Raw genomic sequence first — 26,315 nt, forward strand, 5'->3', positions numbered from 1 at the left:
GTGATCCGCCGCGAGGGCCTCTGCAGGCATGATGCTAATGGTCTGCGGGCTGTCACCGCAGTGCCCGGCCGTAACGACGGTGGCCAGGACCTTGCGGCCCCGTTTACATACAAGATGAGTCTTGGTGGTCCACCCGCCCCGCGGACGGCCGAGCGCGTGATCGGCAGGGTCGGCAAGGAGCCCGCCGGGTGGTTCTTTCTGCCGGTCGCCGTTACGACGGGCACCGTACGCGTGTTGATGGGCGCGGCTGATCGTGGAGTCGACGCGACGGTCCAGTCGATCCGCCCGGCCGCATCGGCCCCCGAGCCGAGATGTCGGCCACGCGAATTAACGCGATCGATCGTGCGCTCGGGTGGTCGCGGGTCTGTCTGTTGAGCCGGCACATGGCGTCTTCGACGAGTGGATCGAGGAGGTTCGACGCGACTGCTGACTGGCGATGTGCCGCTCGGTGGATGGTGTCCACGATCGGCTTCCAGCTCTCGCGCCGCTTCGGTCTCGGACCTTTGTCGGTGCTCGGTTCCAACAACGGAAGCTGTTCCAACGGAACCACCCACATTGCTTAATGCAGCTACCTCGACACATTCAGCTACACGGGCTGTCTTGCATCTAGAGGGTCTGGCGCTAGCCCGCCGGGGCGAGGGGCAGCTGCCCCGCCGAATGCCGGCGTGGAGGGCTCGCCTCGATTCGTCACTTTCAGTAACCACTGTCTCAGCGTGTGGCGCTTCATCGTTGAGCCGGGAAGGCGCGTGTCAGGTGTTTCTGGCGATCGGTACCGCACTGCGGTGAACTCTGTAGATACCAACTTTTGGTGGCCCGATTTGACCGCTTCGCTTCTTTTGTCCTCCGCTCTTCGGCTGATTCATTGAACAGTGATCTCCAGAATTGGCCCCAGAACCACGGTTTGGGTATGTGGGTGCTCGCACAGCCCGCCGACGCCTCGCCCAATGGCCCATGGCAGCCGTTGCCTCCGCTCAGGGCGGTCCCGGTTTCCGATCTTCCGGTCGGAGCATCGGCCACTCTCTGTTACCGCTGTGGGAAACAGGATGTCGGACCGCCGGGGCTCGCTGGGATCATCGGGGGATGGGTGACCAGGTTGCCGCGCGGCGGTTGTCTCCACGGCGGCGGCGGATCCTGTCGTACCTGGCACAGCATGGGTCCGCGTCGACGCTGGACGTGGCGCTTGTCTGCGCGGTGTCGCGGCTGACCGCTCACCGAGACCTGGTGTGGCTGCACGAGTCGGGACTGGTGCGCCGCGAGCGCTCGGCGGAGGACCGGACCCATACCTGGTGGTACGGGGTCACGGCCGAGGGGACCGAGGTGCTCCGGCGCGCCCTGACGGCGTCGGGGCGGCCGGTTCCGTTGCGGTTGGGTCAGCGGTCCTCCGGTGTGGCGGATGCTCTGCTGTTTCTGCCGTTGGTCGAGGTGTCGCGGCGCAACCCGGGGCGGTGCGAGTTGTTCCAGTGGTTGGCGACGATGGAGACCTCGACGTGGTTGCGCCAGCACGACCTGGCGCAGCTGCGGGCCGACGGCTACGGCGTATGGCTGCAGGACGGGCGGTGCCTGCGGTTCCTGGTACACGTCGATCGTGGCCCGACCGGAGACGTTGTCGCCGAGTACGAGCGGCCGGCGTCAGGGCTGGGTGGACTGTTGGGCGGCTACCGGCGTGCGGATCGGCTGGTGCCGGTCGGGGCGGTTCTGCTGATCGCGCAGGACGCCGAGCGGGAGGAACGACTGCAGGCCGACCTGCTTCGTGGGCCGCTGCGGAACGCTGTCGCCACGACCAGGCGGCAGTTGTTGGCTCGCCACTGGCCGGACGAGCAGGTGTGGCAGGTGCCGGGCGAGAGTGGTAGGCGTTGCCTCGTCGAGGTCGGATCCTGACCGCACCCCGTAACGATGCCTTGGCCGCCGCCAGCCCTCTGGTCTGACGAGGTCAGTGGCGTGGTGCTGGAGTCAGCGGCGTCGTGCTGCCCTGCTAGCCCTACGCTGGCGGCATGAGGGAACCAGCGCGGACCGGACTTGGTAGGTGCTGATGAACCGGCATGCAGCGGCACCTGCCGAGGCGATCCCTGACGCGATCCGGGCCGATGTGGAGACGCTGTGGCGCTACCACGACATGCGCCACGAGTTGCGCCCGTGCGACGTGGGGATCGGGTTGGGCAGTCACGATCTCGGCGTGGCCGTCATCGCGACGCGCTTGTTTCACGAGGGACTGTTCCCAAGGATCGTGTTCACCGGCGCGAACGCCCCGACGACCGTTGAGCGGTTCCCGCGTGGAGAAGCAGTGCACTACCGCGGATACGCCATCGAGCAGGGCGTACCCGCGGAAGCGATTCTCGTGGAGCCGCGTGCCACGAACACCGCCCAGAACCTGGAGTACTCGCGTCAGCTCCTGACCGAACACCGGATCCCGGTGAAGTCGGTGCTGATCATGTCGCGGCCCTACCAACAGCGTCGGGCCTACGCCACCTGCAAGCTGATGTGGCCGGAGGTCGATGTGGTGTGCGCGTCGAACCCGCTCGAACTGGACGACTACGTGAGCAGCATCGGCGACCCGCGGCGGGTGGTGGACATGCTGGTAGGCGACACGCAGCGGATCGAGGTGTACGCGGAGCGCGGGTTCGCGATCCCGCAGGAGATTCCGGACGAGGTGCGGAGGGCGTTCGGGCGACTGGTCGCGGCTGGCTATACGAGCCGGCTGATTTGAGCCCAGCTACCAGCGCGGTCCTCCCGACCGGACGCCCATCCGGTCGCTGAGTTCGACGGCCAGTCGGGGTGGCCGGGGGCGGGTGAGGATGTCGCGGACGAGGTCGCGGGAGAGCTGGTGGTAGCGCACCTGGTCAGGGCCGATGACCTCGGCCTCCAGGAGTGCCGTGAGCGCGTCGTCGATGCGGTTCCACCGGGCAAGGGCCCGGGCGGTTTCGATGGCGTGCCGAACCTGCCGCTCGACGGGCACGGTGCTGGTGTCGAGTGTGGCGCCGATGGCGATGGCGCGCTGCACGTCGCCGAGTTCCATCGCCACGGTCGTCTTGTGGATCGACACGTTGGTCGGCCCGAAGGCGGTCCAGACGTGGTTGCCATCGGCGCCGAGCCGCTGTGCGGCGGCATCGGCCTCGGCGATGTGGGTGTCGGCGGAAGCGCGGTCGTCGTCTCGGGCGGCGGCCAGCGCGCAGACGAGGTGCAGGCTGCCGTAGACCGACAGCAGCTGCGGAGTGGGGTTGGCGAGCCGTGGTTCCAGGAACTGCGCCGCCGTGGCGGCGAGGCCACGAGCCTGCGCATATTCGCCGATGGACGCCAGCGAGTGCGCGGCGGAGCGGCTGAGCGAACCGATGACGACGTGATCGTGGCTGGCGTTGGCGGCGGCCAGTCCACGGCTGGCGGCGGTCCACGCGAGGTCACCTTCGCCGAGCTTGGTGAGGAACAACGCGGCGAGCTGGTGGGCGTAGGCGGTCATCGCGTGCGCTCGCTGGCCATCGTCACCGTCGTACGCCTCGGTGGCGGTGAGGCAGTCGTGGATGAGGTAGGGCAGCCGGCGGGCGAGGGTGCCGTATCGCGAATGCTGGTAGGCGGTCCAGATCTCGGCGACGTCGTTCTCGATCTCGCGCAGGGCGGGGGCCTCGACGTCCCCCGTGCTGGCCAGCGTCGGCGCGAGGTGACGATAGTCGTGAAGCGCGGCCCGCAAGGCCGGGATGGTCTCGCGCCCTGAGTCGTCCGACCACTCGAACAGGCTCGGCGCACCGATCAGGTCGCCGAGGGACACGTCGAGGGCTTTGGCGATCGCGCGTATGACCGACAGCCGGTCGAGGTCGGCGCGGTTCGTTTCGACCTTGCGTAACCACTCCTGGGTCTTGCCGACCAGACCGGCCAGCACCTCCTGGGAGAGTCCTCGTCGACGCCGGTAGAAGGCGACGCGCTGGCCGATGGTCATGTCGTCCGTCATCCCTCGCACACCATCACCCTGCCCGTTGGAGCCCGCCGGACCCGGTACGGATTTTCCCGGTCCTCCGTACGGACCGCCCCTACGTTCAGTTCACCCTAGGTCACCGGCGTGTGTCGATGCCGGTGTCCGGATGACTAACAGGGAGCTGCAGATGGAGGGATCGATGGACGGCGCGCCACTCCACGGCTTGGGCCGCTGGCTCGGCCCGTCCTGGACCGAACTGTCTCGGTGTTCTCCCCCCCTGCGTACCGCCATGAGGGCTGCGTGGGTGGGTGATCGGCGGCCTGCTCCCAGCCGCCGTGATGCGGCGGCGGGCTCGCCATTCCCCCGGCGAGCCCGCCGCTCATCGTTCTTGGTGGGGGTGGAGGCATGACGGTGTACGTCTCGCGTAATGCGATGGCCAGCCAGTCCCGGCGCCCCGAGCCCAGGTGGACGTCCTCGCAGGGGCAGGTGCGGCGCGCTGATCCTCCGCTGCTCACCTTCGTGTGGCGTCGGCTGTTCGAGCAGCAGGCCCGCGAGGGCGGTCGCCGGTGACCGGGCAGCAGCGCCGTCTCGCGGCGAACCGGCTCGCGTCAGCCGAGGTGGAACATCTGCCGATGCGCCCGCTGTGGCTGTGCCGCCGGTGCGGGCAGCCATGGCCCTGCGGCGCGGCGAAGCTCGCGCTCCTCGCCGAGTACCGGGAAGAGCCGGTGAGCCTGTTCCTCTACCTGGCCGGCTGCCTGCACGATGCGATCGACGACCTGCATCGGCTCAACCCGAGCGTCACGGGCAGCGCCGCCGACATGTTCGACCGGTTCCTCGGCTGGCCCGCCCGCCGCACCCACGCCTAGCGCGCCAGTACCACCACGGCCGCCAGCTTCGAAGAGGCCTCCTCGTGAACGGCATCGGCCTCATCAACGCTACCGGCCAGCCGGCGGTCGCCGGCAGCTTCCACACCCTGGTCGTGCAGCCGACGATCTTCTGCAACCTCGACTGCACCTACTGCTACCTGCCCGACCCGAGATCCCTCCGCCTGATGAGCAGCGCAGTCGCGCAGGCTTGCGCCGAGTCGATCACCCAGCAGGACAGCGGGCATGAGCGGCTGGTACGCCGCCCATGACGTCCTGGACTGGCCCGACGAACTCGTCCTACCCGAGACCACCGGACTGAACGAGGCCGTCAAGACCATCGCTGCCGTCGCTGGGCTACCCCAGACCGGACGCGACGACGACCTACTCCCGGACGTTCTGTCCCCGTAGAGCAGCTCAGCCGGCTACCGGTGTCGCCGTTGCGGCGCACCGTTCGCCAACATCAGTTTCGAGTGGCCAGACAGCCCGTCGACTGCGACGGTATGGAGCTCGCCCTACCGCGCCCGGCTGAGCCAGCTCTCGATGACTGTGAAGTCGTGCTCGGTCAGCCCGCGACGTGGGTCGACCCGATGCAGCAGGGCCGGGGCGTGGTGATGAGTCAATACCCACTGCTGATCGGCGTGAGAGATCTCGTCGTCGACCCAGACGAAGGGGCGTCCGTGCGCCCACTCGACCAGCCCACGGGTCTTCCAGTGCAGGACGCCAACCTCGTCAGAGTCGGGCCAGTCCACGACCGGCAGGGTCGGTAGCCCGAGCAGGGGCGCGAGCACGTCGTTCGCGTCGCTCATCCAGGTCGTCGCCCACACCAGATCACATGGCAGGACCTTCAGCCGGCGGCCGTGCTCTGGATCGACCTTGTGCAGCAGGGGATGGGCGTCGGCCGGTAGGACCGCTCCCTGGGTGTGGCCATGCGGCCTGCCCGGCTGAGCCGCCCTGGGTGTGCCGAACGGGATGAGGGTGCCGTCCACGTCAAGGAACAGCAATGGACGCGACGCAGGGGCGGACATGACCCCAGAGGCTAGCCCTCACCCCGCCAACGGCTACCTCCGCGCTCGGCGAGAAGCAGACGCCCGCACCGCCTTCCCAAGGCCATTCGTCTCGCTGCTGCTCCGTGCCGGCAGGCGTGCGCCTCCGACGGCGACCACGGCAGGGACGGTGCCGGGTGCATCTCACCGGATCCTTTCGCTCCGGCGGCCCGGAGACCCGACGACGCCAGCAACACCACAATTCACACCCTCAATCAAGGAGTTCTCGTGCTTCCGCCGACACCTTTACCTACTGCCGTAGGCACTGGCAGTGACGAGTTCCGGCTTGATCCCCGTTCGAGGGTCGGGCTTGGCGTCAGCGTTGACGTCAGTCTTCAGCCGGACCCCCGAACCGACCCCCTGTTTCCTCTCACACCGCAGGTCAATCCATCTGTCAGCGCAGTCGGCTTGTCCTGCGACAGACCCTGCCTGGTCCCGGGTCTCTCCCCCTGGGGCTGGCATTCCCTATCCGGGAAGGAGGTGGTAGCCGGTGGATGATCCGGTCCTTCGGGTCCAGTCCCAGCTGACCAGCCGTGACCGTGTGCTGCTGGGCTGGTTGTACGACCACGGCGTGTTGACGTCGTTCCAGATCGCGAACGCCCTGTTCCCGTCGTTGGACTTCTGCCAGCGGCGGCTGCGGACCCTGTACCGGTTGCGGTTGGTGGCCCGGTTCCGGCCGCAGCGGGCCGACGGCGGCTCGTACCCGTACCACTACGTCATCGACCAACTCGGCGCTGAGGTCGTCGCGGCCAGCCGGGACGAACGCCCACTGCGGCGGGATCACGCCCGGGTGGAGCGGCGGCGCTGGACCTCGACCCGCAGCCTCGCCCACCGGCTCGGGGTGAACGGGTTCTTCACCGACCTGGCCGGACACGCCCGTACCCATCCGGGCACCGGCCTGGTGGAGTGGTTGCCAGAAGCGGTGTGCCAGCGCGCCGGGACGTTCACCAGCCGCCAGGATCCGGGGCTGATGCGGGCGTACCAGCCGCGGGTCCGCCCGGACGGCTACGGCCGCTGGATTGAGAACGGTGTGGAGGTGCCGTTCTTTGTCGAGTACGACACCGGCGCCGAGCAGTTGTCGATCCTGGCCGGCAAGGTGGACGGCTATCAGGAGCTGTCCGGCACGATCGAGCGGGCGTGGCCGGTGCTGTTCTGGCTGCCCTCGGCCGCCCGCGAGCGCAACCTGCGCCGCGTGCTGGCCGACGTGCCGCTGTCGGTGCCGGTCGCCACCGGGGCCCGCGACCACGCTGCGACGGCGGGCCTTGGCCCGGCAGAGGCGGTGTGGGCCATGGCCGGCAGGGAAGGGCAGCGACTGCGGCTGGCCGACCTGGCCCCGTTTGCCGTTGACGTCTCCAGCCGAGCGGGTGAGGCCGCGTGATCGGCGACGGCACGACGGCCGTGGACAGTACCTCCGCGGCGGAGCGGACAGCAACGGCCGGCGTCTGTCACGGATCTGTCGTGAGCAGCGCGGTCGGCGCCGACAGATCCGTGAGAACACCAGCCGTCTGCTGCCACAGCGGCGGACCACTTCTCAGTCCGGCGTCCGCGTCGGGCGGTCGGGGACCGGTGTCCAGTCCCCGTCCCGACTGTTGTCCGACGCCGGTCGGTCCACTATTCGGTCCTGCCGCCTACCGCTGGCAGATGGACCGGAACGCCGGTCAGGGTTGAGGAGGTGATGGGCCACGACAGCGCCGGTCCCTGACCCAGACGCCAGTCCGCGCGGCAGCCGCGTCGAGGGTGTCGTCCAGGTCGTCATCATGCTGGCCATCGGCGGCGCAGCAGGGGCGGCCAGCTTCACCCACGTGCACAACGTGGCTGCCGCGCACGGCCAAACCGGCTGGCTGGCCTGGGCCGACGCGATCGTCCTGGAGCTGATGTCCATCGCCTCCGGCCTGGAACTCCGACGCCGCAAACGCGCCCACACCTCCACCGTCTTCCCGGCCACCGTGCTGGCGTGCGCGGTCACCCTGTCCCTGGCGGCGCAGGTCGTCGAGGCCGAACCCTCGATCATCGGCTGGATCGCCGCCGCCGTACCCGCGCTCGGATTCCTCGTCATGGTCAAGATCGCCCTCGGACGGACCAGCACCACCACACCCGCCAACACCGCCTGGACGGTTAGGGACGGCCGACGGGATGAGGCCGGGCGGACCGCTCCGGACAGCGGACTGGACGAGGGACCCCGGTCCGCTGTCACGGCGGGGGAGCGGCGGTCCCGGAGCCGGACCGTCCGCTCACCGGATGCTCGTCGCAGACACGGCGGACGGACTCGGCAGCGAGCAGACCGGGGACGGTCCGCGCAGCCGTCCGGCGACGTGGCCGAGCTACTGCCGGCGGCGCGCAAGGTCCGGGACCGGCTAGCCGCGGACGGGCAGGGACTGACCCGGGCGGCACTCGCCGAAGCCCTCCGCGCAGCCGGTCACACCGTGTCCAACACCCGAGTATCCGAACTCCTCAAGACCCTCAAGATCGAAGCGTTGGCACCACCTGAGCTGATCGCGAGCCCGGCCGTGCCGACCAACCCGATGCCACCGCCTCTGTCACCGGAGCGGGGCAACGGTAGCGGAGCAGCCACCCCTGCGCCGGTCGACCCCGACAGAGCTACCCCGCTCCTACCGCACAACCATCTATCTCATAACCAGGAGAAGCCTGATCATGAACAGCCCCACGAACCCCGCTGACCAGACAACCCGCACCACGACCGACAACACCACCGCGCCCACCGTCGGGCAGGTGTGGACGATTGAGCGCATCCGTGCCCTCGGCGTCACCACCACCCTCGCCACCACCGCCTCGGTGCTCGGGATCAGCCGATCCCAGGCATACCGGCTCGCCGCCACCAACCAGTTCCCCATACCGCTGATCCGGGCCGGCAGCCGCATCATCGTCCCGGTCGCCGCCCTCCTCCACCTCCTCCAACCCGATGCCGCCGCAACCGGCGGCGGACGACTTGAAGCCGACGCGAAGGTGAGCGTGGATGCCATGACCCCGCCACCAGCGGATTCCACCCGACACCGCTGGCGGCACCATACGAAGCATCCAGGAGACGATGAGTGAAGGGATCCACCTTCAAACGCTGCGGCTGCCGCGACAGCGTCACGGGCCGGCGACTGGGACGATCCTGTCCCCAGCTTCGCCGGCCCGGCGGCGGCTGGTCCCGCACCCACGGCCACTGGCACTGGCAAATCGAAGTACCCGCCCGCGCCGACGGCACCCGCCGCCCACTGCGCCACGGCCCCTACGCCACCCAGGCCGACGCCGACGCCGTCCTGGACCGCATCCGGGCTGCGCTTGCCGTCCCTGATCCCACCGACCCGCACACCACGGTCAAGACCGGTGACCTGATCGAAACCGCCGTCAAGACCGGCGCGCCCGTCCCCACCCCGGATCAGGTCCGGCGGGCGCTGCACCTGGACATCACCCCGACCGAACTGCCCATGATGGAGGCGTACCTGACCGACTGGCTGGCCGGGCGCAAGAACATCAAGAAGGGGACTCTGCGCTCCTACGAAGGGCACATCCGGCTGTACCTGATCCCGCACATCGGCCACCTGCGCATCGACCGGCTCCGCCCCGGCCACATCGACGCCATGTACGACGCCATCGCCGAACGCAACACCACCATCGCCACCCTGCGCGCCAGCCGCGACCCCGCCAAACGCGACCAGGTCAAGAACCAGCGGATCATTGGCCCCAGAACCCTGCACGTCATCCACGCCACCCTGCGCAAGGCCCTCAACGACGCGATGCGCCGCCACCGCTACATCGACACCAACCCCGCCCTCATGGTCGAACTACCGACCGCCAGGCCACCCAAGCCCACCGTCTGGACCGACCAACGCGTCAAAACCTGGCGCGACACCGGCAAGAACCCCAGCCCCGTCATGATCTGGACCCCCGAACACACCGGCAGATTCCTCGACCACACCCACGACGCCAACGACCGGCTCTACGCCCTCTACCACCTCATCACCTTCACCGGCCTACGCCGAGGCGAAGCATGCGGCCTGCACTGGGACGACCTCGACCTCGACGCCGCCACCCTCACCGTCCGCTGGCAACTCGTCCAACACGGCTGGACCACCGCCATCGACACCCCCAAAACCACCGACAGCGAAGCCGCCGTTGCCCTCGACACCGAGACCGTCGCGGTCCTGCGCGCCCACCGCGCCCGGCAACACCGCGAACGCCTCGCTGCGGGTGCCACCTGGACCAAGACCGGACTGGTCTTCACCACCCCGACCGGTGAACGGCTCCACCCCGCCGACGTCACCGACCACTTCCACCACCTCGCCGCGCAAGCCGGACTACCACCCATCCGGCTCCACGACCTCCGCCACGGCGCCGCCACCATGGGCCTGGCTGCCGGTGTACAGATGAAGGTCATCTCCAACCGGCTCCGCCACTCCAGCCCACACTTCACCGCCAAGTTCTACGGCTCCGTCCTACCCGAACTCTCACACGCCGCCGCCGAAGCAACCGCATCCGTCGTGCCCCGTCGGCGCGGCACCGGCATGTAGTCGGTATAGGTAACCGAACGGGGGCAGTAGATCCTCCGCGCAAGACATGTGCAATACAAGGACGCACTTGCACATGCCATACGCAGATGTAAGACTCGTGGCGTGGCGACCCGATTCGAACTTGACATCCTCCGGATGCTGCGGCGATCAGCCGAACCGCTGAGCGGCCGGCAGGTGGCTGAGATTGCCGGTGTCGCGCCCAACACCGCGAACAGGTTGCTCAAAGCGCTACAGAGCCGCAATCTTGTTCAGTCGACCAAGGAAGGGCGGGCGACCCGGTGGACCACAACCCCAGACGTCGCTGAGCTCAAAGAGATGGAAGGCTCGCCGCAGGAGCGGGTAGCGTTCGTGGTCACCGCGGTCGAGCTGGAGCACACCGAGGTCCTCAACCGGCTCGTGAACGTCGAACGGGTCCGGACGAGCGACATCTGGATGGTGCGCGGCGAGGTCCCCGGTGACCATATCAACTGGACGATCTACCTGGCTCGCGCCGGGATGGGAAACGCGACGTCGGCAGCACTCGTCGGGCTCGCCGCACGCGACCTGCATGCGAACCTCGTCGCGTTCGTCGGCACAGCCGCCGGTTTGAGGCCAGCAGAGCACAGCCACCTTGACGTCGTGGTCGGGAGTAGGATTCACAATCCTTACGTCGGCAAACAGGTGCCGACCGAGTCCGGCTCTAAGCTCCTGGGCCGGGACAAGACGTACGTTGTGCCTGCGCCGCTGGTCGCTCTCGTCAACGCGTGCATCGCCGACAGCAAGTGGACACCATCTGCTCGCAGCCAGCACTACAACGCCAACCAGGCGCACGCCTACGTTGCGCCTATCGTGTCCGTCGAGGCCGTACAGGCTGACCCCGACGGCCCCATCATGCGGGAGATCCGTTCCCGGTTTCAGGACGCAGCCGCACTGGACATGGAATCGTTTGGCCTCGCTGCCGGTTCCGATATTCACGACCTTCCCGTCCTCGCCGTCCGCGGCCTTTCTGACTTCGTCGGTGACAAGGCCGAGGCGGGGAATGACGACCTACAGCCGCAGGCTGCCGGGAACGCCGCTAGCTTGCTGCGTGACGTCCTTGTCTTCGCTCACCCAGACGACTTCAAGCGCGGCGGGCCAACACCGCCCGCTGAGCTGCCTGGTCCCCACGGGGGGTCTGTCGCGGTCGCACTGCCTGGCGCCGTCCAAATGTGGATGGACCGCCTCGAGCGTCGATCTCCAGCCCGAGCGCAGCGGGCGAAAGACGCCCTCGCCGAAATGCGGCGCGACGGCGTAACGGCAGCGACGTGGCTGAGTCGGGCGCTGCATCGGCCGCCGGCCTGGCTGCGTGAGGACGATACCGGTGACGGATGGGCACTCGTCTCCTCGCTTGCGTCGATCGCCGGCTCGAAGGTCGCATGGCGCGGGTTCGAACAGGCAGCGGCGGCCGCGAAACTTACCGGCAACATCGACGCGAGCGCCTACTTCACCGTCACCGCGCGACTCGAACGCATCGGGAAGGACCCCGACGAGGACGACCTCGACAACGACAACGACAAGCCTGGCCCCGAAGCCATGGACGACTTCGACGACGATGTCGTCGCCCGGTTCGGCGGCGTCATTGCGTTCTACCGCGCGGTCATTGATGGCGACCTCGCCAAGACCAAGGCGCGCGCGGAGGCAGCCGTCGCCTCACTCGGTCTCGCCGATCCCTCCGGCGTCCTGGGGGCGCCTGAGGAACCTGTCCCGGAGGTCGACCTCGACCCGGCGGTGCGAGACGTCATGGCGGCCGCGATGCTGCGGCAACTCGCGCAGATGATGCTGGCGCCCGGCGCGGCAGACCAGCTCGGCGTCCAGTCTGGTCTCGCCGCGCGCAGACCGCGCGGCAACCCGGTGACCCGGGACCTGGCCGACGACGGCCTGCGGCTCGCGCAGTGGGCGGTAGCCCTGCGCCCGAACGCCGAAGGGACACGGCTAATCCAGGCACAGACGATGCTGGGCGTGCTCGTCTCGATGTCCGGCCGGACCTCAGCCGACGTCGAGGACGAGATCTCCAAGCGGGCCAGGGTCGTGGAGACTGACGCGCTGCAGGTCCGAGATGTCCTACGGGAATGGGACGGCTCGTCGGGGAGCGCGTTGGCGGTCGCAGCCCGTGCCCGGTCTATCCAGGGCGACTTCGCCGGTGCCCTACGGCTGCTCCTTCCCGCACCCGACGGGGTCGCATTGCAGCGCGAAGCCAAGCACCCGGAGGTCGTACGCCTCGGTGCCGTCATCGCGCGGGCCATCGGGAACGACGAGCTCGCGCTCGAGCTCGCCGCGAAGAATCCTGATCGGGTCGAGGGCCAGCTGATGCGCGCTGCGGTGCTCGGCGGCCGCCCGCAGATGGCGAACGAGGCCAAGGACGCGCTGTTCGCTGCACTCGAGCAGTCCGCGGGCAAACACCACAGCGGCTTCCAGGCCCTGATGGCGCTCTCCCGCAGGTTCAATTCGCTCAAGGAGGCCGAGCAGGCCATAGTCATGCGTCACATCGACAGCCTCGGGCAGCTCGACCGTGACCTCGCGGACGTGATGCGCGCCCGGGTTCAACTCAGCCAAGGCGACCCGGAAGCGGCTCTGCGATACGTCCGAGGGCTGGAGCGCAACGAGCTCGCGCTGGAGGCCCACGCCGATGCGCTCATCGCCAGTGGCCGTGCCGAAGAGGCAGCCCGACTGGTGTTCGATGAAGGCATGCGCCGCGGAGACATCCCTCTCGCGACCGAGGCCCTGGTGATCGCCATGGGCAACGGGCTCACGGAAACCGGCCGCGACATCGCGCTCAACCTCCTCGGCCGCGACGACGCCAAGCCCGTGCGCCTGAAGGCGCTGCGTGCACTCCAGCAGCTTGCCCGCAGCGAGAACGAGTGGCACGACGTCGCGGCCCGCACCCAGCAGGTCATCCAGGAATCCGCCGACAACAGCCTCCCAGTTCCCGAGGTCGAGTATTGGCGGCTGGCCGAGGCTCTGTTCTTCCTGCAGAGATTCGATAAGGCACTCACCGTGCTCCTCGGTGCACCAGCCGTGAGCTTCAACAGACGCGAGAAGGCTCAACTATTCCTCGCGACCCTCCGCTCGGCCCTCGACGAGCAGCGCTCACGCAGCGATGCAGACACCGGACCGACGGTCGCTGACCTCGGCGATCCCAAGGTCTACGCGATGTTCATGCGCGCCGCCGCCGATTGGGCCGACGACGAGCAGATCGCCGCTGCTGCGATGTCGGTCGTCCTCATGGCACCGAACGCCGCCCTCACCGACGTACAAATCGCCGACTTCCGCGACTACGCCGAGAAGTACTTCGAGCGGCATGGAGAGAACGCCTCCATCACCCAGATTAAGGTTGAAGACGACAACCTCGACCCCCTCATCGAGTTCCTCCGCAGCGGCGACGCCCGCCAACAGGCCCTCGAGGAGCTCTCACGCGAAGTACGTGCCGGCCGGTTCCCCCTCGCCGCCCTCACCGAAGCCGCAGGACGAACCTGCACCGAAAGCCTCATCCGACGCGACCTCGGTTACATCATGGCGGTCGATGACGACGACCGGGGCGAACAAACAGCACGGGAGGCCCTGGGACGCCGCGTCGTCGTCGACACCACCGCCCTCGTCGTCGCACCGTGGACCGGACACCCGTTCAAGAAGCTCGCCGCCCACCTGGACTCCGTCATCGTCCCAGCCCCCGTTCGCGAGGACATCGCCCGCGCCCGTAGCAGCCTCGCCATGAGGTCCACCGCCACCCTTGGTTGGGACACCCGTCAACAGCGCCCCGTCATCAGCAAAACCACGGCCGGAGAAGCACAAGCGCACGCCGACGCAGCCGAACAGGTCTGGGTCGACGTCCAAGGCCTCCAAGTCGCACCCGTCGCCGATACCACCCGCCGCGACCGCTGGCTCAGCGCCATCACCGTCGCCCAAGAACTCGGCGTCCCCATTTGGGTCGACGACGTCGTAATGCGACGCTTCGCCCGCGCGATGGGCGTCCCCGCATTCGGGACACTCGACCTCGTCCGAGCGTTCGCCGACGAGGACGGCTTTACTGCTGTGGTCGCGTCATTCCGTGAGAACAGGGTCGTCGACATGCCCATCGACGAGCCCTGGCACGGCCTTGCGAAGAACGCCGAGTGGAACGTCGACAGCTCATTCGCTCTTGCCATCTCCCGACCCGCCGCATGGCGCGACATCCCCAAGGCCTTCAACGAGTTCCGCTCGCTCATCCGCCGCCGCCCCCACGACATGGACCCCCAACAGACCGCGAACTGGGCTCACCTGGCAGCCAATGGACTCGCGATGGCCACCATCCCGCCGGCACGACCGAAGGCCGTCTCAGCGCTCCTGGCCTGGGTCATTTTCTTCACCGACCCGTTCTTCACCGCAGCCCGCGGCGGCGCCGTCGCCGGTCCTGACCTGCCTGAGGAAGCAGGATGCGTTACCGAATTGATCATCACGGTCGCCGAAAACCTCCGCGATCACCACTACCCGGACGCAGATGCCCTTGAGCTGCTCGTCGACATCTTGAGTCGGGGCCTCCTTGACTCGATTGGGCCAGAAGGCACGAGCCGTATAGTCGCCGCCCTCGTGGGCCGACTCAACAATGAGGTGGGCAGTCGGGTGTTCGCGGCCTATATCCAATCGGTGGGTAAGTAGTTGCAGGACGGAAAGAGCAGGTGCGACGTATGTAGTGATGAATCGTGGTACGCGACGCCATGGGTCTGCCTGACCCGCTGTGGGCACGAGGCGAGCCGCTCATCGACGTCGCCGTGGCTGGCTGCGGGCATCGTCGATGATGCGGGGGATGGCATCCGGCGTGGCCGGGAGATGGCATTTGGGCGCGCTTCCCCAGCCAGATGAGAGCATGCTGCTCAAGCGTGCGTAGCTAATATTTAGATGCTTCCATGTCTGTCGCTAGTGCTGGTGGGCTGGGTGGTTGGTCAGGTTCCTAAAGAGCTACCGGCAGGTGCAGCCTTGAGGTTGCGCATTTCCTCGCGCTTCGTGCGGCCTTCGGCCGTGCGGCGGGTGACGTAGGCGCAGGTGCGGGGTCGGGGCCATGCAGGCCAGCGTGAGGGTGTAGAGGACTCCGTTGAGAAGTCGGTCGCACTGCGGCTGGGCCCGTGCTGGGTGGGGTTGTCTGACCGGCTGTAGTGAGGGGACGCCAGTCAGGGTGGCGAACGCGGACTTGCATTGCCGCACCCGTCCCGGCCTACAAGATCATCTTGGCGCGGCTAAGTGGGCAGGGCTGGACCTGACACGCCACAATCGACGAGTGACCGACGCATCAGTGACGACCGGGAAGCTGCTCCTTGTCGAGTACGAACGGTTGAAGGACGAGCAGAAGACGCGCATCGGTTTCCGGGACAACCTGATCTACGCGGCGCTCGGCGCGATGGCTGGCGTCGTCGGCGCGACGTTGACTCCCAAGGGAAATCTTGGCCTGCTTCTCCTGCTCCCGCCGGTGTGCCTGGTGCTCGGATGGACGTATCTGGTAAACGACGAAAAGGTTTCAGCGATCGGGCGTTATCTGCGGCTCACGGTGGCGCCGAAGCTGTCCGAGTTGTCTGGGGCGACCGGCGACGAGGCGGCTGCGGTCTTCGGGTGGGAGGTGGCACATCGCTCCGATCCTGACCGGCTCATCCGGAAGCATCTTCAGCTTGCCGTCGATCTAGGCACGTTCTGTGTGCCGGCGCTGGCAGCCCTGGTGATCTACTGGGTCGCCGGGCCGCGCCGCGGCGATCTCATGACCGTGTCCGTGGTGGAGGCGCTGGCGATAGCCGCCCTCGCCGTCCAGATGATTCGCTACGCCGATCTAGCCAGCGAGAAATGAGCGAGGGGGGGACGTCCAGGCAGCACTGTGCCGGCTTCTTTTCGGCGTCCTCGACGCCAGGCATGCCATTGATGGGCAGGCCGCGCGGGCCGCGTTGGTCCGGCCGACGACCTAACTTGAGCTTCAACCCGCCTGGGGAACCGATGATCAGCAACAGCTCCGGCGTACAGGTCGGCGACGGCAACACTCAGCACAACCACTACTACGGGCTCCCCACGCCCGGCGTGCCGCTGACGGAGTGGTGGAACGACACATGGTTGCCGTTCACCGACCCGCCCCTCGGCGTGGAGATCGTGCTGGCCGGGCGCCAGGAGCAGGCCGCCGCCCTGTGCGCCGCGCTCGACACCGGCCCGCCCGTCGTCGAGGTCGGGGGGGATCTAGGCGCGCTGGAGCTGAAGGCGTTCATCGCGGCGGCCCTGAACGGCACGCCGTTGGGCAATCGCACGCTGCTGATCGACGATCAGGCGGCCCTCCGCGCCCACCTGGCGGCGCAGGAGCCGCGGATCCTGGCCGTGCCGACCAGCCTGCCGCTGAACGAGATCCCGCTCCGGCGCCCGCACACCATCCTGGTGTACGGCAAGCTCGTGCCGAACCCGGCCGTGAGGGTGCCCGCGCTCGACGAGGAGGAGGTCGAGAGGCACCTGTCCGCCCCGATCGAGCCGGACCGGGCCCGGTCCCTCGGCGTCCTGGCCCGGCGTGGGCTGGGTCAGCTGTGGCGGGCCCTGGCCAAACACCACTCGCTCGCGATCCCGCCCTGGGCCCGGTCGGCCGATGCCCGCCTCCGGCGGCTGGCGCTGCTGGGCGGCTGGCACGGCGATCACGACGGCGATCGGGCGATCGTCAGTGAGTTCACCGGGGTGGATAACGCCGGGATGGCCGAAATCTCCGCTCAGGCGGCTGCGGACCCGGACACGGCGATGCTCGGGCACCTGGGTCAGCGGTGGTACGTGCAGGCGCCCGAGGACACCATCGTCCTGCTGGCGCCCAGCTTCACCGAGGAGGACCGGGCGGCATTCGCCGGCTTGGCGGTCCGCGTCCTCACCACGCACGGCGGGTCGGTGGCGATCCGGCGCGGCATCGCGGAGTCGCTGGCCGTCCTCGCGGTCCGCGGTGGTTCGGCCGACCTCGTGCACCGGGTGGTGCGCGAGGTTATGAGCCAGGCGAACGTCTCCCTCGCGGACGTGCTGACGTATCTTGCCGAGGCATCCCCAACCGCGTTCCTCGACGCCGTGCGGACCGGCCGCCCCTCCTCCCGGGCGGCCCTGGAGCTCCTCGCCTGGCCGACCGAACATTTCGGCGGTGCGGTCGAGGCTCTGGCCCGGATAGCCGCGGCCGATCCGGCCAGCGATCAGCCGGACCGGCCGGGCGCCTCGCTTGCCGAGATCTTCGAGGTCACACGGCCCCAGACCAACGCACCCCGACCGGTCCGGCTGCGCGCCCTGAAGCGGATGCTCCGCGACCAGCCCGAGGTCGCCCGGACGCTGCTGCTCGACCTGCTCCGGTCGGCCCGGCACGGAACCATCGGTACGTTCCACCCGACGCCGCTCCTGCGGGACTGGCCGATACCGGGGGCACCACCGCCGGCCGAGACCTACGCCGCCTTCCGGGACGTCGCCGGCCTGGCCTTGGACGACCTTGGCGACGACCCCGAGCGCTTCCTCGCCCTCATCCCGCTGTCCGACAACCTGCCCGACGACCAGCGCTCCGGCTTCGTGGAGCGGCTGATGTCCCTGTCCGGTTCGGTCGACGACCAGGACATGCGGCGGCGTCTGTCCGAGGCGCTCCGCGAACTGATCGCCCTGCACACCGACGTCGGCGACGCGCCGTGGGCTATGTCGGCCGACCAACTCGCGCCGTTCCGGCGGGCCGCCGACGCCCTCGCGCCGTCGCAACCGGCCGACCAGACGTTCTGGCTGTTCGGCAACCGGTGGCCCCAGCCGGAGGGCGTCACGAGGAGACGGTCCAGCGCGGAGTACTTCACCGAGCTGTCCCGGCTACGAGCCGAGGCGGTGGCGCGGATCCTGGCCTCCGGCGGTCTCGACGCGCTGGTAGCGCTGGCCGACCGGACCGGGAACGGCGACCTGATTGGGTCCGCCCTCGCCCAGTCGCCGTCCACCGAGCACGACGACGTGCTGATGACCTGGCTGTCCGAGGACCGCCCGGCGAGCCGGCCGGACATCGCGTTCGAGTACTTCGCGCTGCGGATCCGGCGCGGCGCCGACTACCTCGACCGCACCTCGGATCCGACTGCGCGGGCGAGGCTGCTGCTGGCGCGGCGCGATCCGGAGAACACCGATCCCGGTCCCGAGGCGGCCGCCGTCTACTGGCGCGAGTTCGGCGTCAACGGCCTCGGCCCGGAGTTCACCGGTGTCGCGAAGGCGGCGGCCGGCCTGATCAGCGTGGGCCGGTTCTCGGCGGCCCTGGATCTGATCGCGATGTACGCCGAACAGGTCGACACGCCCGAGGTCGCCGTCGAGGCGGCCACCGCCTGCGAGGGATTCGTCCGGTCGGCCGAGGAGGACCGCCGGCTTTCCGGATACGACCTGCAGATCGTCGTCGAACTGCTCGAACGTCACCGGGACGCGCTCGGACCGCATCGGGTGACCGAGATCGAGCTGAACCTCATCCCGCTCCTGCGCTACGACGCCCGTACGCCGACGATCCACGCCCGCCTCGCCGAGGACCCGGCCTTCTTCGCCGAGCTCGTCGAGACCGCCTTCCGGCCCGAGGGCTCCGACGAGACCGTCGACGACCCAGACCAAATCGCCCGGATCCGCGCCATTCGCCAGGTCCTGCGCTCCTGGCGCCGCTGCCCGGGCACCGGCCGGGACGGAACCATCGACGCCAAGGCCCTCGCGGCCTGGGTCGAGGAGGCAAGACGACGGTTGTCCGCCTCCGGCCGGCTGCGCCTCGCCGACGGGAAGATCGGCGCCGTCCTCGCTTTCGCCCAGCCGAACGAGGACGGCTCGGTGCCACCGCTGGACGTGCGCGAGGTGCTCGAGGACGCCGACAGCGACGCGATGGACAGTGGTCTCTGGGGCGGCCTCTACAACCGGCGCGGGGTGACGTGGCGAGGCGCCCGGGACGGCGGCGCTCAGGAACGGACGCTGGTCAAGCGTTATCGGGAGTACGAACGTCAGGCCGAGGAGTGGCCTCGATCGCAGCGGATCCTCCGGCAGCTGGCCGACACATACGAGCGGGAGAGCCGCGAGCATGACCACGACGCCGAGGTCTGGCGACGCGGAATCGAGTGGTGACGATGGAGATGACATGGACCCGATCGACGTTCTGGTCGTCGCAGCGATCCCGCTGGAGCACGAGGCCGCCAAGGCCGGCATCGAGGACTGGACACTCTGCGACGAGGACGACCCGCATCCCTACCTCCGGGGCGAGTACCGATGTTCCGACGGCCGGCGGTTGTCGGTGGCGCTCGCCCGGCCGGTCCGGATGAGCGGCCGCCCGACCGGGGTCGCGGCCACCGCGCTGGTCGACCGGCTGCGTCCGGGCTGCCTGGCCATGCCCGGCGTGTGCGCGGGCAATTCGAGCCAGGTCGCGCTGGGCGATGTGGTGGTGGCCGAGATGACGTACGAGTACGACGAGGGCAAGCAGACCAGGGACGGCTTCGTCGGCGACCACCGGCAGTACCAGCTCGACCAGAAGTGGATACGCGCCGCGCAGGAGCTGAATCCTCCGAGCGGGCTGCCCAGCTACGGCCCCGCAACCGAGGAGGAGGCCGCCCTCTGGCTGCTGGAGCGGCTGCTCCTCGATCAGGACCCGGTGAAGCACCCGGCGTTCGACCGCTACTTCCCACCGGGCACGTGGCCGCAACGGCTGGAGGCGATCGAGGCCCGGGGGCACATCGTCCGGCCCGGGGTGGAGTGGGTGCTGACCGAGGAGGGCCGCACGTTCATCGAGCGCGCCCGCTACGACGATGTGCACGGGCCGGCGAAGCTGCCGTTCGCGGTGGCGGTGGCGCCCATGGCCAGTGGGAGCTACGTGGCCAAGGACGGCGAAGCCTGGGCGCGGCTGTCGGCGATGGGCGTACGCACCGTCACCGGCCTGGACATGGAGGCCGCGACCATCGCCACCGTGGCCGAGACCCAGGGCGTACCGGATTGGCTGGTGGTCAAGGGCGTCATGGACCACGCCGACCCGGCCAAGGACGACCGCTACAAGCGGTTCGCGGCCCGTGCCTCGGCCGAGGTCCTGTACGCCCTGCTGGACCGGCGGGCCGGCCGATCACCGAACCTGGCCGCACGCGACGTCCGGCTGGAGAATGTCCGGGGTCTGCAAGTCGGCGACCACAACGTCCAGCACAACACCTTCAACGGGCTGTAGCAGAGCCCCGGCAAAGCCGTCAGGTGATGCCGAGTAGGGGTCGGCCGGTCGTCACGCTGACCGCGGTCGGCTTCGTCCTGGCGGATCCAATTGCGCAACGCCTCGTGATGCACCCCAAGCTGGCGGGCCAGCTAGCGGATCTCGGGCTTCGGGTCTGACTCCCGATACAAGCGCACCGCACGTTCACACAGCTCATCGGGGTACTTCTTCGGTGCTGCCACGGATGACTCCCTTTAGTTCCATCAGAGCATGATCGAAAGCCTCCTAGCTACCGGGGGAACCTCAAGGCCGCCCACGGCGTCCCGCACCGCGCCGGCTGACTTGTCTCCCGACGCTCATTTCTGTCGGTAACCAGACTGAAGTCCCCACTCGGGCGTTCGTGGCCGTCTGGATGGCTGACCAGCCGATCTGAGTCGTCGATGTCCGCCCGAGGGCTACGGCGCTACCGTCGTCGGGCCGTGGTCAAGCCTGGGGGAACAATGGGATACCGCTTCAACGCACCACCGAACTGGCCGACGCCGCCTGCTGGATGGGTCCCGCCTTCGGGCTGGACACCGGATCCCGCTTGGGGCCCTCCTCCGCCGGGGTGGCAGTTATGGATCCCGGATTCGCCGGCTCCGGCCCCGACGGAGCCCGTCACGGCCGCCCCGCAGGCTGCTGGTGCTCCCGCAGTCGTTGTCTCGCAGCAGCGCAACGCAAGTCCGGACATTCCTCTGTTCGGTGCCCGGGGCAAGGCGCGTGAGCTAGCGGTGGAGAATGCGCAGCTCCGCGGCGAGCTCAATCAGGTACGCGTTGAGCTGACGGGTCTACGGGCGGAGATGTCACGGCTCGGCGTGCTGTCCGCGATCGAGCTCGAGCAGCACCGGGTTCGACTCAGTCGTGAGATCGCGGCCCTGACAACGAAGGGCGAAGCTGAAAAGGCTGAACTCGATCGATACCTGCGCGGTCTCCGGCAGCAGATCGTGGTCACCGAGGAGACGGCACTGCTGCAGGAAGCCGGTGTCTATCAGTACCGGCATCCCCTGTCGGACGCGGTTGCCTACCAGAGCCAGCTCAGCCGGCTTCAGGACCAGATCAAGGCCATGACCAGGAAGGACGGGGGAGCGGTCAAGGCTGCCACCGGATGGACGGTCAACGGCTCGGCCGCCGAGGGCCGGGTGATGCTCCGGGACTTCTCAAAGCTCATGCTCCGCGCCTACAACGCCGAGGCGGACAACCTTGTACGGGGTTTGAAGCCGTACAAGCTCGACTCGGCCGTCGACCGGCTGGGGAAGGTGGCGGCAACCATCGCCAAGCTCGGCAAGACGATGAACATTCGGATCGCCGAGGAGTACCACCGGCTGCGGGTCAAGGAGTTGGAACTCACCGCCGACTACCAGGAGAAGCTGGCCGAGGAGAAGGAACGGGAACGGGAAGAGAAGGCCCGGCTGCGCGAAGAGCGACGTGCCCAGCAGGAGATCGAACGCGAACGCGCTCGGCTCGACAAGGAACGCCAGCACTACGCCAACGCTCTGGCCGCCTTGCAGGCCAAGGGCGATGCCGACGGTGCCGCCCAGATGCAGGACCGGTTGGCCCAGATCGACACCGCGATCCAGGACGTCGACCTGCGGGCCGCCAACGTCCGGGCCGGCTACGTGTACGTGATCTCCAACCTCGGCGCGTTCGGCGAGAAGCTGGTCAAGGTCGGCATGACCCGTCGCCTGGACCCGCTGGACCGGGTACGCGAACTCAGTGACGCCTCGGTGCCCTTCAACTTCGACGTCCACGCCCTGTTCTTCTCCGAAGACGCCGCCGGCATCGAGGCGAAGATGCACGCACGGCTGGCCGACCGGCGGGTCAACCTAGTCAACCACCGTCGCGAGTTCTTCTACGCCACGCCGGAGGAGGCCAAGGAACACCTGCTGGCGTTGACCGGCAGCCTGCTGCAGTACGAGGAGGTCCCGGAGGCCCTGGAGTACCGGCAGAGCCTCAACCAGGCGCAGGAGCAACCAGTCGCGACCACATGACATGCCGAGGCCTTGGATGACGGGTGCCTGCTAAGCCGGTTGGTCCAACGGATCACTCGTGCACGCGGCCGTTCTGGTGACCCATGAGCATCCGTCGCTGGAGGGCCAGCCGCTCTGGCCAGCATCAAGCCGAATTGCTGAGATAGAGAGGTACACATGTCGTCGGTCGGACTGTTCGCCTACGGGTCAGCGGGCGGAAGGGAAGGTGTCGACCTGGGTGAGGTCCCGTTCGTGGTGGTGGACGTGGAGACGACCGGGCTGTCATCGACGTCCGACCGGATCGTGGAGATCGCCCTGGTCCGCATCGAAGGAGGTCGGATGGTCGACGAGTGGGCCACCCTCGTCGACCCAGGCCGCGACCCAGGTCCGACTTTCGTCCACCACATCACCGCAGACATGCTGTCCGGAGCGCCGACGTTCGCGGACGTGGCGGGGGAGATCCTGTCCAGGCTCGACGGCGCTGTGGCGGTGGCGCATAACGCCCGCTTCGAGGAGGGGTTCATCGCGCAGGAGTTCGCTCGAGTCGGCATCAGCACCGCGCCCCTGCCGGCGGTGTGCACTCTGCGGCTGGCCCGACAGGTCCTGGCCGCGCCGAACTTCCAGCTCGTGTCCTGCTGCACCGTGTACGGCATCGAGCTGCATGACGCCCACACCGCTCTCGGTGACACCCGGGCAACCGCCCAACTTCTACCTAGACTCCTGGCCCACGCGCCCGCCCTGCGGTTCCCGTCCGCTCCTGTCCCGCTGCCGCGGTACCCGCGCCATGCCCGGCCACGTACCCGGGTCACCGGCCTGCGCAAGGGCGCGGACGGTTGGATCCAGTCGTTGCTAGGAAAATTGCCCTACTCCACTGGCGACGCCGACCCCGCCTCGGCCGAGGCGTACCTCGCCGCCGTCGGGAGCGTACTCAGCGACGGTAAACTGACCGGCGTCGAAGCCAAGGCGCTGGCACGACTGGCCGGGCAGTCCGGCATGGGCGCCCAGCAGGTACGCGTTTTGCATCATCGCTACCTCGACGGACTGCGGGACGTGGCACTCGCCGACGACATCCTGACCAGCACCGAGTACCGGCAGCTCGTCACGGCTGCACGAATTCTCGGTGAACCGGACTACTTCGCGGACCTCACCGCGCCCGAGATAGAGACCACGGACCGCATCCAGGCCGCCAAGCAGAGGGGACAACGCGTCTGGTGTAGCCCGTCCGTGTCCGCTGACGTCCGCGATCGCCTCACCCAGGCTGGCTTCGTCCTGGCGCTGAACCTGACCCGCAACGTCGTTACCGCCGTTGTCGCTGCCGCTGACCAAGACAACACGAAGGTCGCGCGAGCACGCATCCTCGCCATACCTATCCGCTCCGATCTGACCCTCGACGACATGCTTGGGACCGCCGCCACGCCTTCCCTGGCAGCCCAGCAGACCGGCAGTACAGCCCCCGCCGTGGGCGCCGAAGGGACCGGGCCCCGTACGGTGCCGACACCGGCTGCTGCGGCGCACGTGCCCACTCAACGTGTACCGCAGGTCATCGCTGGCTGGTACCTGGACCCGTCAGGGCGGTGGACCTACCGATTCTGGGACGGCCAGGGCTGGACCGAGAAGGTCAGCGGCGGAGACGGCCGTACGTGGTCGGACAGCACCGCCCTACCGCTGTGGTGCGCGCCCACGACGGGCGGCCTGGTCGACGGCCAGCAGCCGCACACCCTCGTGGACCAGATCATGACGATGCAGAAGAACGACATCCACGCGGCGCTGCTCCTGACCGTCCGATGCATCGACGCGGTAGAGAACGACTCACGAATCAACGGATACGGGGTGGCTCCCTGGTTCTACGAGAGGGCCGCCATCATATTCGCCCGACTGGCCGACCCCGCTGCCGAGGTCGCCGTGCTTGAACGATTCGCGCGGCAGAGACATGCTCCCGGGGCCAAGCCGCCTCAGCTCCTCGATCGCCTCCGCAGACTGCGTGAGGCCACTACCGGCGCATAGCAGCGACGAACCGTCAATGATTCGCGTTCACGATATGGAGTTGCGATCAGCCCTGCTCCGACACCGGATGCGCGGCCCCGCTGTCCAGAACCCTGCTTACCTACCTCGCCGCCTTAGGATGAAAGCCACGATCAGCCCGGCGCAGAAACCGCAGGCGCCAGACCGGTGCTCAGGTGCACGATGACCTCGTTCGCCCCTTCATGGTGGCGGATGGTGAGGGGGAAGTGGTGCCGGATCCTGCCATGCGGCTGCTGCTGAGCGCGGCCCGCGCCTGTCAGCAGCAGGCCGACACGTTGCAGCAGACCCTGACACGCGTGCATGACGCCACCCCAGCGCCGGACGCGTGGTGTAACCGCGACGACCGGGCGCTCAACACGATGGTCCGTGCCCAGGCCCGCCGGCAGATCTGGCGCGACTGCGTGCTCACCGCGATGAGCATGGGAGTGCACGTCGCCGATCACGTACGCGCCCTTGGACTACTGCTGACCCACGTGCGAGAGCAGGGCGCTCCCGTCTACGCGCACGCAGCCTTGACGCGCGGAGCCGTCGAGTCGGCGTCATGGCTGTGGTGGCTGCTCGCCGAAGGCGAGCCGTTCGCCACCCGGCTGGGTCACGGCGTCGCGTTCCTGGTCGAGGACGCGACCCTCGCGATCAGGGCCGCCCAGCACGTTCCCTCAGCCGCATACATGGCCGCGCCCGGCGACGGCATCAAGCGGCGGCGCCAGGCACTCCTTGACCGGCTGGAGGATGCGCGCATCGAGACGATCGCTGACCGGCCAGGTACACGCCTCAAGGGCGTGCGGGTGGTCCGCGGCGGCGAGGAGACCTCGACGGGCACGAAGGTCAGCACTCTGGTGACGGAAGCGTTCGCTGACCTGCCCGCCCTCTACGACCTGCTGTCCGGGACCGCGCACGCCCGCGTTTGGGGGCTGTCGGACAGCATGAGCATGCACGGAGACGAGGCGGCCTGGTCCGCGAATGTCATCGACGTGAGCGCGTCGGCGCTGACAGGGTTGTTGGCTGCGCAGCGCGCCGGAGCGATGTTCGCCACCTACCGAGGCTTCCCGGACGACCCCGGCGTCGCGCACATGCGGGACCAGCACACGAACTTCGACCAGGAGATGGTCCGCTACGGTCGTGCTGCCGGCCTTCTGACCGGTATGGGTCCGGTGACTGGGTTCCTCGACTGACTGGCGCTTGGGGTCGGTCTCGTCGCGACGTCTGACATTCCAGATGGTGTGCACACCCCCGGGCCACCGACTCCGTCGTTGATCATGGTGGCGGGCTGGCGAGCGATGTCACCTTACTCGCTTCGGGTTGGTGGCACCGACGATGGGCGTGTACACGTAACGGCTGATCGACCGCTCATGGCTGACACTCCCGGAAACCGGATGGTCGTACATCCGGGTGCTCGGCGGGTGCTCGGTCGCCGTGGACAGGGTCGGCGTCGTATGGATTGTGTGGTACGTGCGGCCGGTGGGATCAGCCGAGACCTGCCGATGTGTGGACTGGTGGGACGCGCGGGCACGCGAGGCATCGATTCGACGCTGGCTCTTAATCCGCGGGTTCGGGGTTCGAGTCCCTGGCGGCGCACCAACGATCAAGGTCCTGACCTGGTGGTTCACACTGGGTCAGGGCCTTTTTCGTGTACGTCGATCGTGGGTGGTCGCTCGGTGGGTGCTCGGGAGCCGTTGGGCCAGGCTCGCGTTGCTGGGACGTCGGTGTTGCGTGGGCGCCTGCGCTCATCGTCATTTCTGAGGTGGCCATCCTGCACCGGGCGGCGTCAGGGCATTGGCGCACCCGATGGTGCAGCCGGTGCCGTATGTGTGGGACGGCA

The 26,315-nt window shown here is 68.4% G+C and carries 17 protein-coding genes and 4 pseudogenes; 17 read left to right on the forward strand and 4 right to left on the reverse strand.

Annotated elements, in window-relative coordinates; all coding sequences use genetic code 11:
• Window positions 1–27: 27 nt before the first annotated feature.
• Window positions 28–305, reverse strand: a pseudogene (locus tag ACQRWP_RS00575) (IS5 family transposase); the annotation flags it as partial.
• Window positions 306–1,080: 775 nt separating this feature from the next.
• Here ACQRWP_RS00575 and ACQRWP_RS00580 point away from each other — a divergent pair.
• Window positions 1,081–1,878 carry a DeoR family transcriptional regulator gene (locus ACQRWP_RS00580; RefSeq protein WP_430500293.1) on the forward strand — a complete coding sequence of 266 codons (798 nt, stop codon included), beginning with the start codon at window positions 1,081–1,083 and terminating at the stop codon, window positions 1,876–1,878.
• A 145-nt stretch (window positions 1,879–2,023) separates the two neighbouring features.
• Window positions 2,024–2,704, forward strand: a complete 681-nt coding sequence (locus ACQRWP_RS00585) for a YdcF family protein (protein ID WP_357071109.1) — start codon at window positions 2,024–2,026, stop codon at window positions 2,702–2,704.
• 6 nt (window positions 2,705–2,710) lie between these two features.
• Here ACQRWP_RS00585 and ACQRWP_RS00590 read toward each other — a convergent pair whose 3' ends face one another.
• On the reverse strand, window positions 2,711–3,937 hold the full coding sequence (locus ACQRWP_RS00590; protein ID WP_357071112.1) for a helix-turn-helix domain-containing protein: 1,227 nt from the start codon (window positions 3,935–3,937) through the stop codon (window positions 2,711–2,713).
• Window positions 3,938–4,306: 369 nt separating this feature from the next.
• Here ACQRWP_RS00590 and amcA point away from each other — a divergent pair, with 369 nt between their 5' ends.
• The 4 genes and pseudogenes from amcA to ACQRWP_RS00610 all read left to right on the forward strand — a co-directional run.
• The gene (gene amcA / locus ACQRWP_RS00595; protein ID WP_327031735.1) at window positions 4,307–4,471 is read left to right on the forward strand and encodes a multiple cyclophane-containing RiPP AmcA; all 165 of its coding nucleotides are present in this window, start codon (window positions 4,307–4,309) and stop codon (window positions 4,469–4,471) included.
• On the forward strand, window positions 4,468–4,767 hold the full coding sequence (locus tag ACQRWP_RS00600; RefSeq protein ID WP_430500294.1) for a hypothetical protein: 300 nt from the start codon (window positions 4,468–4,470) through the stop codon (window positions 4,765–4,767). Before amcA ends, ACQRWP_RS00600 begins: the two co-directional genes overlap by 4 nt.
• A 44-nt stretch (window positions 4,768–4,811) precedes the next feature.
• Window positions 4,812–5,012: pseudogene (locus ACQRWP_RS00605) on the forward strand (cyclophane-forming radical SAM peptide maturase AmcB); the annotation flags it as partial.
• A pseudogene (locus ACQRWP_RS00610) lies at window positions 5,008–5,175 on the forward strand (kinase); the annotation flags it as partial. The pseudogenes ACQRWP_RS00605 and ACQRWP_RS00610, both read left to right, overlap by 5 nt.
• 104 nt (window positions 5,176–5,279) lie before the next feature.
• Here the strand turns inward: ACQRWP_RS00610 and ACQRWP_RS00615 are convergent.
• Window positions 5,280–5,792: an HAD domain-containing protein gene (locus tag ACQRWP_RS00615; protein ID WP_430500296.1), complete on the reverse strand. Its 513-nt coding sequence runs from the start codon at window positions 5,790–5,792 to the stop codon at window positions 5,280–5,282.
• 508 nt (window positions 5,793–6,300) lie between these two features.
• Between ACQRWP_RS00615 and ACQRWP_RS00620 the strand changes: the two genes are divergently transcribed.
• The 8 genes from ACQRWP_RS00620 (at window position 6,301) to ACQRWP_RS00655 (ending at window position 20,489) form a co-directional block, all read left to right on the forward strand.
• Window positions 6,301–7,188: a replication-relaxation family protein gene (locus tag ACQRWP_RS00620; RefSeq protein ID WP_430500297.1), complete on the forward strand. Its 888-nt coding sequence runs from the start codon at window positions 6,301–6,303 to the stop codon at window positions 7,186–7,188.
• Between the two features lie 376 nt (window positions 7,189–7,564).
• Window positions 7,565–8,488, forward strand: coding sequence for a DUF2637 domain-containing protein (locus ACQRWP_RS00625; RefSeq protein ID WP_430503376.1), 924 nt, complete (start codon window positions 7,565–7,567; stop codon window positions 8,486–8,488).
• Window positions 8,463–8,864, forward strand: a complete 402-nt coding sequence (locus ACQRWP_RS00630) for a helix-turn-helix transcriptional regulator (protein ID WP_430500299.1) — start codon at window positions 8,463–8,465, stop codon at window positions 8,862–8,864. Before ACQRWP_RS00625 ends, ACQRWP_RS00630 begins: the two co-directional genes overlap by 26 nt.
• Window positions 8,861–10,327, forward strand: coding sequence for a tyrosine-type recombinase/integrase (locus tag ACQRWP_RS00635; RefSeq protein ID WP_430500301.1), 1,467 nt, complete (start codon window positions 8,861–8,863; stop codon window positions 10,325–10,327). Before ACQRWP_RS00630 ends, ACQRWP_RS00635 begins: the two co-directional genes overlap by 4 nt.
• 102 nt (window positions 10,328–10,429) lie before the next feature.
• Window positions 10,430–14,977 carry a PIN domain-containing protein gene (locus ACQRWP_RS00640; protein WP_430500302.1) on the forward strand — a complete coding sequence of 1,516 codons (4,548 nt, stop codon included), beginning with the start codon at window positions 10,430–10,432 and terminating at the stop codon, window positions 14,975–14,977.
• Window positions 14,978–15,593: 616 nt separating this feature from the next.
• Window positions 15,594–16,151 (forward strand): hypothetical protein, encoded by a 558-nt coding sequence (locus tag ACQRWP_RS00645; protein ID WP_430500303.1) that lies wholly within the window; start codon window positions 15,594–15,596, stop codon window positions 16,149–16,151.
• 143 nt (window positions 16,152–16,294) lie between these two features.
• On the forward strand, window positions 16,295–19,408 hold the full coding sequence (locus tag ACQRWP_RS00650; protein ID WP_430500304.1) for a hypothetical protein: 3,114 nt from the start codon (window positions 16,295–16,297) through the stop codon (window positions 19,406–19,408).
• Window positions 19,409–19,421: 13 nt separating this feature from the next.
• Window positions 19,422–20,489, forward strand: coding sequence for a hypothetical protein (locus tag ACQRWP_RS00655; RefSeq protein WP_430500306.1), 1,068 nt, complete (start codon window positions 19,422–19,424; stop codon window positions 20,487–20,489).
• Window positions 20,490–20,533: 44 nt separating this feature from the next.
• Here ACQRWP_RS00655 and ACQRWP_RS00660 read toward each other — a convergent pair.
• Window positions 20,534–20,620: pseudogene (locus tag ACQRWP_RS00660) on the reverse strand (transposase); the annotation flags it as partial.
• Between the two features lie 618 nt (window positions 20,621–21,238).
• Between ACQRWP_RS00660 and ACQRWP_RS00665 the strand changes: the two are divergent.
• The 3 genes from ACQRWP_RS00665 to ACQRWP_RS00675 all read left to right on the forward strand — a co-directional run bounded on the left by ACQRWP_RS00665 (window position 21,239) and on the right by ACQRWP_RS00675 (window position 25,668).
• Window positions 21,239–22,495: a DUF4041 domain-containing protein gene (locus tag ACQRWP_RS00665; protein WP_430500308.1), complete on the forward strand. Its 1,257-nt coding sequence runs from the start codon at window positions 21,239–21,241 to the stop codon at window positions 22,493–22,495.
• A 156-nt stretch (window positions 22,496–22,651) separates the two neighbouring features.
• Window positions 22,652–24,478 carry an exonuclease domain-containing protein gene (locus ACQRWP_RS00670; protein ID WP_430500310.1) on the forward strand — a complete coding sequence of 609 codons (1,827 nt, stop codon included), beginning with the start codon at window positions 22,652–22,654 and terminating at the stop codon, window positions 24,476–24,478.
• A gap of 173 nt (window positions 24,479–24,651) precedes the next feature.
• Window positions 24,652–25,668: a hypothetical protein gene (locus ACQRWP_RS00675; protein ID WP_430500311.1), complete on the forward strand. Its 1,017-nt coding sequence runs from the start codon at window positions 24,652–24,654 to the stop codon at window positions 25,666–25,668.
• Window positions 25,669–26,315: the final 647 nt, after the last annotated feature.

The sequence above is a fragment of the Micromonospora trifolii genome, assembly GCF_050516465.1.
Taxonomy (GTDB): domain Bacteria; phylum Actinomycetota; class Actinomycetes; order Mycobacteriales; family Micromonosporaceae; genus Micromonospora; species Micromonospora trifolii.

What these genes read in the sequence shown, in the direction of transcription:
- ACQRWP_RS00580 (WP_430500293.1), top strand. Translation starts at nt 1,081, where the DNA reads ATGGGTGACCAGGTTGCCGCGCGGCGGTTGTCTCCACGGCGGCGGCGG.
- ACQRWP_RS00590 (WP_357071112.1), bottom strand. Translation starts at nt 3,937, where the DNA reads ATGACGGACGACATGACCATCGGCCAGCGCGTCGCCTTCTACCGGCGT.
- amcA (WP_327031735.1), top strand. Translation starts at nt 4,307, where the DNA reads ATGACGGTGTACGTCTCGCGTAATGCGATGGCCAGCCAGTCCCGGCGC.
- ACQRWP_RS00615 (WP_430500296.1), bottom strand. Translation starts at nt 5,792, where the DNA reads ATGTCCGCCCCTGCGTCGCGTCCATTGCTGTTCCTTGACGTGGACGGC.
- ACQRWP_RS00630 (WP_430500299.1), top strand. Translation starts at nt 8,463, where the DNA reads ATGAACAGCCCCACGAACCCCGCTGACCAGACAACCCGCACCACGACC.
- ACQRWP_RS00650 (WP_430500304.1), top strand. Translation starts at nt 16,295, where the DNA reads ATGATCAGCAACAGCTCCGGCGTACAGGTCGGCGACGGCAACACTCAG.
- ACQRWP_RS00655 (WP_430500306.1), top strand. Translation starts at nt 19,422, where the DNA reads ATGGACCCGATCGACGTTCTGGTCGTCGCAGCGATCCCGCTGGAGCAC.
- ACQRWP_RS00670 (WP_430500310.1), top strand. Translation starts at nt 22,652, where the DNA reads ATGTCGTCGGTCGGACTGTTCGCCTACGGGTCAGCGGGCGGAAGGGAA.